The 12718-nt window shown below is 38.6% G+C and carries 7 protein-coding genes; 3 read left to right on the top strand and 4 right to left on the bottom strand.

Annotation, left to right across the window (positions count from 1 at the left end):
• The first annotated feature begins 18 nt into the window (after positions 1-18).
• From FJR37_RS08425 to FJR37_RS08435, 3 genes are all read left to right on the top strand, one after another.
• Positions 19-2133 (top strand): ATP-binding protein, encoded by a 2115-nt coding sequence (locus FJR37_RS08425; protein WP_168465774.1) that lies wholly within the window; start codon positions 19-21, stop codon positions 2131-2133.
• Positions 2134-2162: 29 nt separating this feature from the next.
• Entirely contained in the window at positions 2163-4892 is a 2730-nt protein-coding gene (locus tag FJR37_RS08430; protein WP_168465775.1) for a DNA translocase FtsK, read from the top strand.
• 97 nt (positions 4893-4989) lie between these two features.
• On the top strand, positions 4990-5874 hold the full coding sequence (locus tag FJR37_RS08435; protein WP_053539229.1) for a ParA family protein: 885 nt from the start codon (positions 4990-4992) through the stop codon (positions 5872-5874).
• Positions 5875-6337: 463 nt separating this feature from the next.
• Here FJR37_RS08435 and FJR37_RS08440 read toward each other — a convergent pair whose 3' ends face one another.
• The 4 genes from FJR37_RS08440 to nagA form a co-directional block, all read right to left on the bottom strand.
• Positions 6338-6937 (bottom strand): superoxide dismutase, encoded by a 600-nt coding sequence (locus tag FJR37_RS08440; protein WP_027404913.1) that lies wholly within the window; start codon positions 6935-6937, stop codon positions 6338-6340.
• Between the two features lie 540 nt (positions 6938-7477).
• Positions 7478-9094: a bifunctional pantoate--beta-alanine ligase/(d)CMP kinase gene (locus FJR37_RS08445; protein ID WP_039203573.1), complete on the bottom strand. Its 1617-nt coding sequence runs from the start codon at positions 9092-9094 to the stop codon at positions 7478-7480.
• A 145-nt stretch (positions 9095-9239) separates the two neighbouring features.
• Positions 9240-10355, bottom strand: a complete 1116-nt coding sequence (locus tag FJR37_RS08450) for a septal ring lytic transglycosylase RlpA family protein (RefSeq protein ID WP_039203572.1) — start codon at positions 10353-10355, stop codon at positions 9240-9242.
• Between the two features lie 1162 nt (positions 10356-11517).
• Positions 11518-12693, bottom strand: a complete 1176-nt coding sequence (gene nagA / locus FJR37_RS08455) for an N-acetylglucosamine-6-phosphate deacetylase (RefSeq protein WP_039203570.1) — start codon at positions 12691-12693, stop codon at positions 11518-11520.
• Positions 12694-12718 lie beyond the last annotated feature (25 nt).

Raw genomic sequence — 12718 nt, forward strand, 5'->3', positions numbered from 1 at the left:
TCTCACCAATGTGTATCTATGACAGACATTAAGGACATTATTAAACGCGAGGTCAACCCTTTTGACGTGATTAATTTAAAGCCCACTAATTTTTGGGCTGAAGAACAAGATTCAAAACTCATGGTTGAGTCAATTCATCAAGAGACAATCATAGAAATTGAAGGTTTACTTGATTTAGTAGGTAAAGATCATCGTAGTCGTACAGCTTTATTAGCTGGTGAGTCTGGTTCTGGTAAAAGTTATTTATTAGGTCGGCTTAAACGTACTCTTAACCGAAAAGCCTTTTTCGCCTATATTCTCTGTAATTGGGCTGATAGTAGTAATATCTGGCGGCATATTTTACGTCACACCGTTGATAGTTTAATTCAAGTTCCTGAAGGGGAGAAAGAATCACAGTTAATGTTGTGGTTGAAAAGTTTAACCGCATTTACAAGAAGTGATATCAAGCAACGAATATTTAATGATAATTTTTGGGAAGCATTACAAAGTAATCGGCAAAAATTTATAAAACACCTCAAGGATAGTTATAAAAAAACAGGTATTTATAACCCTGATATGTTTTTTGGAGTGCTACATGATCTCGCAAATCCAGAATTATATGATTTAGCTTGTGAATGGCTGCGTGGTGATGATTTAAATGAAGATTCGATGCAAGAAATCAAGGTCAAAACTTGCATTGATACAGAAGATGCTGCAAAAAATATCTTAGCAAACTTTGGCAGAATTTCTACACAAACCCAACCGATTGTTTTATGTTTTGACAATTTAGATACTATGCCCCAGTTACCAGAAGGTTTTTTAGACATACAACCTTTTTTTAATGTCAACACCACAATTCATGGGGATAATTTAAAAAATTTCTTGGTGATAATTAGCGTTATTACAAACACATTAAAACGGCATTTTGATCGAATCCTCCCAGCAGATAAAGCCGGAATACATAAAATAATTGATTTAAAACGTATTACTATAGAACAGGCAGAAGCACTTTGGGCTTATCAACTTCAGCCATTACATCAACTAGCAAATCCTAGACCTGAATCTCCTATTTTTCCCCTAAATCGGGAAATGTTGGATAAGACCTCCCCTGGTGGTAAAACTATGCCTAGAAATACATTAGTTTTAGGTCGTGATGAATATCAAAAATATAAAGGTTCATTATTAGATGAAAAACCAAAGCCCGAACCAGTTACAATACAAATAAAGGTGACAACACCCAATGCAAAAACTGTTCCTAAACCTATAATTATTCTTCCAGCACCACCTCTAAATGATCAAGATACAATTCAAGCAGAATTTCAATTATTATGGCAGCACGAATATACAAAAAGCCAGGGGAAAATTACCAAGATTTCTTTGTTATCATCACCTGATTTAATTCAGATGTTGCAGCAGTCTATATCTACTTTAAAAATACAGGGAGTTAAGTCTAAACTTTTAAGCGGAAAATATGCTAGTTATTCCTTGAGTTATCAACATCCTACAAATCGGCAAAAATTGGGTATAGTTTGGACAGAAGACTCAAATATGACTAGTTTTTATCATGTAATGAATGCTTGTCAAATAGTAATTCAAAAAAATCTCTGTCAAACTATGCACTTAATTCGTGCTGGAGATTTAGGAAAACCAAATCTGGCTGGAAATCAACTCTATAGACAGATTTTTACGAATACTAATCATGTTCATATTAAACCAAGTCTGTCTTCTATTCACTACTTGGCAACATATCAAAGTTTGGTAAATTCTGCCAAATCTCAAGAATTGGTAATTGGTGGGAAAACGATTAATTTACAAAGACTAGAAACTTTAATTAATGAATCTGAGATATTGAATCAATGTACTTTATTACAGGATTTAGATATTGTTGCTAAATCAAATCGAAAGTCAGAAACAAATGGTAAAGAAGGAAAAGATTTAAGACCTGTTAAAAATTTCCTATTAAATCTCGTGAAAACTCAAGCATTTATGGGAGTACCTACTTTAATTTCACAAGCAGTTAACCAATTTCCTGATGTAAAAGAAAGTGAAATTCGGAGTCTGATTGAACAACTATGTCAGGAAGATAAAGTTAAAATTGTTAACCCCGACGAAAAGCCAGAAGCTCAATCAATTTGTTTAGTTCTTCACAAGTAATCTATCCAGCACATTTTTTATATCAGCCAATGCACTACCTGACAGAAGCTTCTGAAATTTACAAGCAAATTTCCCAACTGTCCCTATCTAAAACTCTATGGATAGATACGGAAATTGCTGATTGGTACACTGATAAACCAAAATTAGCACTAATTCAGGTATTGGCTGATTATACAGATTTAAATGGTGAATCTGCTTACATTTTTGATGTTTTAGATAAACCTGATTTGGCTGCATATTTCATTAACCAAATCATGGTTAATTCCCAAATTGAGAAAGTTTTTCATAATGCTGGTTTTGATTTAAAATATTTGGGGAAGGAACTAGCAGAAAATGTGACTTGTACCTTCAAAATAGCGAGAAAAATCACCAAAGAAGTCTTACAAACTACTAACTTAAAACTAAAAACTCTAGCTGCTGAACTCTGTCAATTTTCTCATGTAGACGCAGAAGAAGGAAGCAGTGATTGGGGAAAACGTCCCCTGACTCAAAAACAGTTAAACTATGCAGCAATGGATACAGTTTATTTAGCTGCTGTTCATTATCGCTTACTGGAAATATCCAATCCTGATGTTATCAGTCGTGTATTTAATATGGTAGATCACAAATCTGAAAATTCCTCTTTAACTCCCACTAAAGTTAGATTAGCTTTTGAATGTCCCCGACTATTTTATCTAAATCACCATTTTAATGGTAAAGCAATATTCTCTCCTAAAGATACTCTTGGGGGTGTTGGTAATGTTTTTCATAAATTAGCAGATGATTTTATTAATTTACTGCTGATTGAACCCAGATTTAAAAGTTTATTTAATCCATCTGCAACACAATTAAATCTAGATCAAATTACATCGGAAATTCAACAATTATTCTATCAAATTAAGTTCTTTCCCTATTTACAAAATGCAATTGCAAAAGACGCGAGTAAAGCACCTGTATTACTACAAGTTTGGCAAGGTTTACAAGGATTAATTAAAAAGTTTACTGAATTGTTGATCATCAATCGCCGTTATTGCAGTGCAGAAACAGTTATTCAGAATACTTTTATTTCTGAAGAACGCAGTTTAGAATATTACTTTGATTTACCTAATGGGACAAAACAATTAATTAGAGGTGAGTTTGATTGTCTGGTTTTTAATTTTGAACTTAAACGCCTTTGTATGGTAGAATTTAAAACCTATCAACCTGTAGATTCAGCAGCACAATTAGCGCAAGTTTCTCTCTATAGTTATATGTTATCGAAGCGGAAAAAACCACCTATTGATTCTGCTGTTTATTGTGTTTTACCAGAATTTAAAGAATACAAATATTCTTGGGAACAGCTAGAAAATACAGTTCATCAATTAATTCCCTATAAATTATTACAAATGCAACAATGGTTGAGTTGGGAATCTCCCAATCCTAACCCACCACCTGCGACAACTCAACCTCATTTATGTGAAATTTGCCCCCAACAACAAAAGTGTCAGACTTTTTTCGATGTTGAATCTAATGCACCGCCAAATAAAGTTATTCCAGATAATGACAATCCTGATTTTATAGCACCTTCCAAAAAACGAGAAGATACATCTGACTCTTCACATTATTTGGAAAACCCAACACGAAACCTAACCCCCCAACCCCCTTCCCTACCAGGGAAGGGGGAGAATTCAAAGCCTCTCTCCTTGCAGGAGAGAGGTTTGGAGAGAGGTTTTTCAGATACTTTTAAAAGTCAGAAAGATACATTTATTAATGCTGATGAAATTGGCGCATCTTTAGTGGCAATTCTAGAATCTTTTAAGGTTAATGTAGATTATTATGGTGCTGATGTAAGTCCGGCATTTATTCGGGTGAAAATTAAACCACATTTAGGTGTGAAAGTTCCTTCAATTCTCAGATTATCCGCTGATTTACAAGTACAATTAGGGTTAGAATATCCGCCTTTAATTGCTCCCCAAGCTGGTTATGTAAGTATTGATTTGCCGCGTCAAGATAGAGAAATTGCCAAATTTGAAGATTATATTCAAAAGCAGTTTTTACCCCCAACAGCACCCGTAAAAATTGCTATTGGAGTGGGTATTGATGGGAAGTTATTAGAGGCTGATTTATCAGATCCGAATACTTGTCATTTTTTGGTGGGAGGAACAACAGGAAGCGGAAAAAGTGAATTTTTGAGATCCTTACTTCTCAGTTTAATCTATCGTCATTCTCCCCAACATCTCAAAATTGCCTTAGTTGACCCCAAGCGGGTAACATTTCCCGAATTTGAACAAATGTCATGGTTATATGCACCAGTTGTCAAAGATAGCGATCGCGCCGTAGAATTAATGCAGGAACTAGTTGCAGAAATGGAATCTCGTTATCAAAAATTTGAAAAAGCTAAATGTGCAGATTTAACCACCTATAATCAACGTTCTTCCCCAGCTTTGCCACGTATTGTCTGTATATTTGATGAATATGCCGATTTTATGGCAGAAAAAGAAATTCGCACCATATTAGAACAAAGTATCAAACGTTTAGGCGCAATGGCAAGAGCCGCCGGCATTCATCTAATTATTTCCACACAACGCCCAGAAGCCAGTATTGTCACCCCAATTATCCGTTCTAACCTACCTGGACGAGTCGCCCTGCGTACCTCCAGCCAAGCAGATTCATGTATTATTCTGGGTGGAAAAGAAACAACAGCAGCCTATTTATTAGGCAAAGGTGATTTAGTTTACCAAGGTGGTTCGCACGGACAACGTCTTCAAAGCTTATTAGCACAAACTATTAAACTACCTTAAAAAAAAGATCCCCGACTTCTCTAAGAAGTCGGGGATCTAAATTTATTAGATAATATAAACGCTATATCATTGGGAAAGCGTCAGTAGGGGAATTAAAATGGGATATGTAATTGCAACCGCAAACATGAAAGGTGGAGTTGGTAAAACCACCATTACCGTGAATATAGCCACCTGTTTAGCCAAAAATCACGGAAAAAAGGTACTTGTTTTAGATTTAGATAGTCAAATCAGTGCCACACTGAGTTTAATGTCACCTGTTGATTTTGCCAAACGTCGCAAACAAAGAAAGACATTTAGATATTTACTAGATCAAATTATCAACCCTGAACCAGAGGCAAAATTTACAATTGGGGACATCATTCAACCTGAGATTTGTAACCTGACTGGATTAAACTTATTACCAGGAGACATAGATTTATATGATGAATTTTTGGTTTCAGAAATGCTGCATAATCAATCAGTAGCGTTAGGAGAACAGGATTTTGAAACCATCTGGAATCGCTTTGAAAGGGTCTTAATTAGAGATATTTTAGAACCTATCCGGAATGAATATGATTTTATTCTTTTAGATTGCGCTCCCGGTTATAATCTCTTGACTCGAAGTGCTTTAGCTACCAGTGATTTCTACATTCTTCCCGCTAGACCAGAACCCCTATCTGTAGTCGGAATCCAACTTTTAGAAAGACGCATTGCCCAATTAAAAGAAAGTCACGAACATGAAGCCAAAATAGATATAAAAATGTTGGGAATTGTCTTTAGTATGTCCAATGCCAATCTCCTGAATGGCAGATATTATAAACAGGTAATGCACCGAGTTATCGAAGATTTTGGAGTAGATAAAATCTGTAAAGCTCAAATCCCCGTTGATGTTAATGTTGCCAAAGCTGTTGATAGTTTTATGCCCGTTTCTTTACTAAGTCCGAATACAGCCGGTTCTAAGGCATTTATGCAGTTAACTCAGGAATTATTGCAGAAATTGTAAATTAACAATATAGCAGTAAGTAGGTTGGCGTTGAAAATTGTCGTTATGGCAAGGCAAAAGGCAAGAGGCAAGAGTGAAGAGGGTTTAGGCGATTTTACATTTCTTTACACAGTTTGGTTTTATTGTGTTCACCTACTTATACACTCCTGAACTCCTGATAGCGTAGCGTGGCGTTAGCCATACTTCTAGCCCTCACAGATAACTTTTTCAGCAAGCCCTAAATAGTATTAATTTAGAGGGTGTTTGAAAAGTCACGATTGCTGTATCAAATGTTTTACCCCTCCCTAACCCTCCCCTTATAAAGGGGAGGGAACTGGATTTTCTTGTTTCTCCCCTTTGTAAGGGGGGTAACAATGTGATGAAAATTACGGGATACCACTTTTAAAACATCCTCTTAGAGATTGGATAAGGGGTAATAAGTAAAAATATTACCCATTACCAATTACCCATTACCCATTAAAATCTAAGCAGCGAAATTTGCAGCGACAAAATCCCAGTTCACCAAATTATCTAAGAAATTCTTGATGAATGCAGGACGGGCATTTTTGAAGTCAATGTAATATGCGTGTTCCCAAACGTCAATGGTTAGCAGAGCTTTTTTACCATGTGCGAGGGGGTTTTCGGCGTTGGGGGTTTTCATTACTTTCAGAGTACCACCATCATCAACCAACCAAGCCCAACCACTACCGAATTGAGTTGCAGCAGCGTTAGAAAATTCTTCTTTGAATTTGTCGAAACTACCAAAATCCTGATCAATTTTAGCAGCTAATGCGCCTGTAGGAGCGCCGCCACCTGCTGGTTTCAAGCAATTCCAGAAGAAAGAGTGATTCCAAACTTGAGCAGCATTGTTGAAGATTCCAGCTTTTGTAGAATCACCAAAAGCGATTTGAATTACTTCTTCCAAAGACTTGTTGGCTAATTCTGTGCTATCAACAAGCTTATTCAAATTATCTACATAAGCTTTATGATGCTTACCATAGTGATATTCAAAGGTTTCAGCCTTCATGCCATAGGATTCTAAAGCATCAGAAGCAAAAGGTAAAGCTGGTTGGGTAAATGCCATTTTGTGAAATCCTCTTTTTACTGTTTTCTAGTTGAAAGCTATTGCCATAGCTAGGCAAATTACAGGTTTCGTATTTAGTAAGCCTTACTTAATCCTGCAATACAAAACTTAACATTGTCATTCTACTACCAAAGTGGAAATTTCCACCAATTAGTTTATAAACAAAGCAAATTCCATCTATTTAGCTTAAACTCTTAACTTCTCTCTGTTGACTCTGCGCCTCTGCGTGAACAAAAAGCCCGGTTTAAAATATATAATTATTAACTCAGACTAATATCCACCTCAAGAAAGATGAATCTATCTGAAACTAGTTTAGGATGTAGTTCAAAGCACTAAAAATTAAAATGGTGAGTTAGTCGGCGCTCACCACTGTTTTGAAGTCCTTTGAGACTTCCAAATAAAAAAATGTCCCAAAACTGATGCAGAAATTCTCTCTCTGTGTACTCTGTGCCTCTGTGGTTCGTTTCTTAGGATAATTTATTTCTTGGAAGTCTCTTTAGGAATTTGGGCGCAGGCCCTGCGCCCCTACGTTCTGGTGATCTACCAATGGGATAGCCGCTGGTTGTAATGGCTAATGATTTGTGCTGCTACTTCAGAAGCAGTTAAACCGTCGGTTTGGAGTTCAATGGCATCAGCCGCTTTTTGCAAAGGGGAGACTTTCCGGGTGCTATCTTTGAAGTCGCGTTCAGCAATCTCCTGTTCTAGTTGTTCTAAACTCAAGATTGAACCTGTTTTTTGAAAGTCTTGCTGACGACGACGCGCTCGTTCACCGACGGAAGCGGTTAAGAAGATTTTAATTTCCGCATCTGGAAAGACGTGAGTGCCTATGTCTCGACCTTCTGCTACTAACCCCCCGCGTTGTCCCCAACTTTGCTGCTGTTTGACCAAGGCTTGACGCACTGCACTTTGGGCAGCGATCGCCGATACAAGAGATGTTACCTCAACAGTGCGAATTTTTTGAGTGACATCAATATCATTAATCTGGACTCTCACGGGAGTTTGCAAACTTTGACTGGGAGTGAGGTCAATTTTGCAGTGAGTGGCTAATTCCGCCACAGCACAATCATCATCAATAGCAATTCCCTGTTCCATGACTAACCAAGCGATCGCCCGGTACATAGCACCAGTATCTAAGTACACCAAACCTAATTCCTGTGCCACTTGACGAGCCACAGTAGATTTACCAGCACCAGCCGGACCATCAATAGCAATGATCGGTTGGCGGAGTCCATCATTGCCATCGCGCAGAATCGTATTATCAATTAACCTTGTAGAACCAAGACGAGCAGCGATCGCCAACATTCCTTCATCCTCAACTTTTTCTAAAAACATCAACGTATTCGGTTCAACCAATTCAATATATTCCAAGCTGATATTGCTAACTTTTGCGATTTCTTGCCGCGCCAATGCTATAAGTTCACCACTGTCACGAACGCCAGCCCGAAACGCCGCTTCAGCTTGCCGTAAACCTTTAAATAACACAGTTGCTTGCTCTTTTTCTGTAGCCGTCAAATATTGATTACGAGAACTTAAAGCCAAGCCGGACACATCCCGCACCGTAGGACAAGCAACAATTTCTACTGGCAAATTCAAATCAGCTACTAACCGTTTAATAATTGCCAATTGTTGACCATCCTTTTGTCCAAAGTAAGCTCGGTCAGGTTCTACCAAGTTTAAAAGCTTAGTGACAATAGTTGCCACACCAGTAAAATGACCTGGACGAAAATTACCACACAAGCTAGATATCATATCAGATGGAGGGATCACTTGTGTCACTTGAGTTTCTGCTATATTCTTCCCCGGTACACCAATTTCTTCCGGAGTTGGGGCAAAAATCACATCAACTCCCGCCTGTTCACAAAATTCTCGGTCTTGTGCCAAAGTGCGAGGATAGCATTGATAGTCCTCCTTGGGTCCAAATTGTAGGGGATTGACAAAAATACTCACAATTACCGTTGCATTTTCCTGTCTAGCCCGTTTAATCAAACTTAAATGCCCCTGATGTAAACCCCCCATAGTTGGCACTAAACCAACCGCTGTGGGATACCAACTGGTTTGTTCATCAAGTCCCAGATCATCTGGTAGCCTCAGATGGCTTTGCCAGCGACGACGATTTAAATAGCAGCGTAAAGCTACAACTGTTGTCAGCACACGCACAAAATACCCCTAGTTTCTATCCTTTCCCCCGTTAGTGTATATCCGATAGCGCAGCGTGGCGCAAAGGATAATTGGGAGATAAAATAGAAGAACCAGGGGTATTTAATCGTGAAAAGCGAAAACAGAGTCGGAACTAGGAAACGGGTTATTTTCCTAAAACCTCAAGACTAACTGGAGCAACACCACTGCTGATCATACCCAAGAGCCGAGCAGCGCCGGCGGAAAGGTCAATAATTCGACCCCGGATGAAAGGTCCTCGATCATTGATTCTGACAACAACAGAACGACCATTACGGGTGTTAGTGACACGGATTTTTGTTCCCATCGGTAAGCTACGATGAGCCGCAGTTAATCCTTCGGGATTATATCTTTCACCACTGGCGGTTTTATTGCCAGAACCATCATATCCATACCAAGAAGCCATCCCTTGGAAACTGAGATTGACATTACCGAAGGCAATCTTCCGGGGTAGACTAGCACTAGAAACTGATTTACTAGCGGGTAAGTTAGCAATTGTCTGAATGGGAGATGCGTTGCCGATGAGTCTCCGCAGTCTGTTAGTTGCTTGTAAGGCATCTTGGGCAAGATTTTCTGTGGTATCTGCTAATCTAGTACCTTCATTGACTTCTACCAGTTCTTGACCGTCAATGGTAATGGTGTAGCGATCCACTGACGGTTGTTTACGGAAGAAGCCTTTTTTATTGGCTTTATTGTTAATTACGGAATTATCCGCTGTTTTCCAACTGACAGTAATCTTGCTTGCATCTACATTGTTCTGGATCAGTTCGTTAATTCTAGCGGCAATCACACTAGCTTTCTGAATTGGATCATTGTCAATAGAGCTAACTTGTTTGTTAAAATTGATTGTATTACCAGCATTGCTAAAACTGGCAACTTTGGCTGTATTGGTAGCAACAAGAGAGTCAGGATTGATATTCTCATTATTGCCAATTACTCCAACTTTAGTTTTGTTGTTAGTAACTGGGGTAGAACCCAAAAAAGTCAGAACAGGAATGTCCCGAACATAAAGAGTAGCTGCTTGTAAACCTTTAATACTGTGAGGATAAATCCTAGTAATCACAGCATCCAAGGTGGGGTTTTCTGTTGGGGATTGGTATTCTCCTACTTTGACTGCATCACTGATAGATGATGCTTGCCTAGTTGGGGAACTTTCCTCACTGGTTTGAGTTCGACCAACTGAGGGTAAACCCAAAACGGCCAGAATTACGGCAACTGTAGTCCACAAATGTCTTTGATTCATGCGTCCGATTTTAAAGCGACTGTAGAACTTAAGTTTTTTGATTAGCGGGGGTTTCACCTTGTGAACAGTGACTCTCGCCGGAAACTTTAACCCGTTCCGCTTTCACTTTGTGTTTTGTAACTCGAATACATTAACATGAATTTTCGGACTTGGGGATCAGGGTTTTAGCGGAAGTCTGAAAGAAATGTCCAAATTTATAGTTGAGTTTGAGCTTGTAACCCGTGATTAATTCAGGACTTTGGCTATGTAACGTTTTTTTTAAGATTTCTATATCTTCTTCGGGAAACTTCATATTAAGCGATCGCCCAATTTGACAATTACTACCTAATATTTATTCTCAGTAGTTGTAAATTATGAAGTATCGAAAAATCATCCAGTTACTTGGTGTTTAGATGAAATTTTACTGCCAATAGTTGACTCTTCAAAAGATATCACCAGCCTAAACATAATCTAGACAAAGATTAAATTGTCAAAATACTTGGACTCTTTTCGCCCAGTACATGATTTTTTATCTACATTCTTAGTAAGTAAATATATTTAAAATGTCTACATAATTAGTTGCAATTAAAACAATTACTGTCAAGCAATAACAGTGATTTATTTCCAGTAAGTATTTATTCTTATCCCCAAATAAAAAATTAATGAGACCATAGAAAAATGGCATTAAACGCGCACAAATGCACTTATTGAGTATATAAAAATACATACTTACTTGTTGCTACGGAATAAAATCAGTAATCAATTTTATATCAAGCTATTAAACATATATATAATTCGGAAAATACAGAAATGTTATCATCAGCACTTTTAGGCATTTTCCAAAACTTGTATTCCCAGTATAAATCCCTGAAAGATAGTGTAGTCGCTAACTATAACTCCAACTCGCCAAAGTAAATTCAGCGTCTGGGGTTGCCTGAGTTTAATATAAATAGTCATCCTGCAATACCTTGTCCATTTTTTGTAGGTCGGGTTAAGCGACAGCGCAACCCGACGCATTTGTTGGGTTATGGCTATGGCTCCTACGTCGCCACGCAAGCTATCGCCACACTATGGCTAACGCCTCCCGTCAGGGATACGTGAACGTACCTCAATCCAACCTACAAATCAAGACTTTTTTCGATTTGAACAAGGTATTGATCCTGAAAACTAATTACAGCAGGAGTCAGGAGTCAGGAGTAAAACTGTTCGCTACAGTTAACCGTTTCCATGTCAGTTCTTTACCAACCTCATCCCATTTCCAACGTAATAAGTGGGCGGGTTGTTGGGCGGCAAATTTTGGTAAGTTGATAGCTTGCCTGGGTGCGTCTGTAGCGAGGCTAACGGCGGTTTCTAGGTCACAAATTCCCCATTTCACTAGATTTTGAACTCCAGTTAATAATGGTAGGGTTGTTCCTGATAAAGTGCCATCTTGTAATCTGGCTGTACCGTTGATAACTTCTATTTGTCGGGTATCCCAAGGATAGATGCCGTCAGGTAATCCTAATGGTGCAAGGGCATCACTGACAATAAATAACCTTTCACTGGCACGCAGAAGAATTTTTAAGATCATTGGGGTAACGTGCTGACCATCGGCAATGAAACCACAAAACACATCAGGATTGTTCATGGCTGCGCCTAATAAGCCCGGTTCACGGTGGTGTAGGGGTGGCATGGCGTTGAAGGCGTGGGTGATCATTGTAGCGCCTTGAGTAAAAGCTTGTTGGGCTTCTGTAGCTGTGGCTTGTGAATGTCCTAAGCTGACAGTGATTCCCAAAGAACCCAAATATGGGATGACTTTACCTGTGGTGTCTAATTCTGGTGCGAGAGTGATGACTTTGACAATATGGGCATAATCTCCTAAGACCCGTTTAACTTGATCTATGGTGAGGGGAAGAAGATATTCGGCTGGATGTGCGCCGCGTTTGTAGTAGTTTAAAAATGGACCTTCTAAATGGACTCCGAGAATTTGGGCGGAGGTTGGAGAATTGGGGGTATAATTGGCGAGAATGGCGAGCGATCGCTGAATATTTTCGATGGAGGTTGTCACCAGGGTGGGTAAATAACCGTCAACTCCTGCTTCCCACAGAAATGAAGAGATTTTTGGCAGCATAAAGGAATTGTCTGCTGTTAATTCCGGGAAGGCTAATCCTAGTCCACCATTGATTTGTAAATCCACACCACCTAAAGAAATCCAGTCTCCAGCTACATCTAAAATTTGTAAATTTTGTGGTACAACTTTTTCCCATGCTGTGTTCATGGGCATAATTTCCTCAATTATGCCTGCTTGGTTAACTAAGATTCTTTGTAAATCTTGATAACCGGGGATTCTTACGTTGATAATATCTACATTTGCCAGCATGGTATTTTTGTCAGTTGTTCGTTGT

This window comes from Aphanizomenon sp. UHCC 0183, from assembly GCF_009712065.1.
Taxonomy (GTDB): Bacteria; Cyanobacteriota; Cyanobacteriia; order Cyanobacteriales; family Nostocaceae; genus Dolichospermum; species Dolichospermum heterosporum.

What these genes read in the sequence shown, in the direction of transcription:
- FJR37_RS08425 (WP_168465774.1), top strand. Translation starts at nt 19, where the DNA reads ATGACAGACATTAAGGACATTATTAAACGCGAGGTCAACCCTTTTGAC.
- FJR37_RS08430 (WP_168465775.1), top strand. Translation starts at nt 2,163, where the DNA reads ATGCACTACCTGACAGAAGCTTCTGAAATTTACAAGCAAATTTCCCAA.
- FJR37_RS08435 (WP_053539229.1), top strand. Translation starts at nt 4,990, where the DNA reads ATGGGATATGTAATTGCAACCGCAAACATGAAAGGTGGAGTTGGTAAA.
- FJR37_RS08440 (WP_027404913.1), bottom strand. Translation starts at nt 6,937, where the DNA reads ATGGCATTTACCCAACCAGCTTTACCTTTTGCTTCTGATGCTTTAGAA.
- FJR37_RS08450 (WP_039203572.1), bottom strand. Translation starts at nt 10,355, where the DNA reads ATGAATCAAAGACATTTGTGGACTACAGTTGCCGTAATTCTGGCCGTT.
- nagA (WP_039203570.1), bottom strand. Translation starts at nt 12,693, where the DNA reads ATGCTGGCAAATGTAGATATTATCAACGTAAGAATCCCCGGTTATCAA.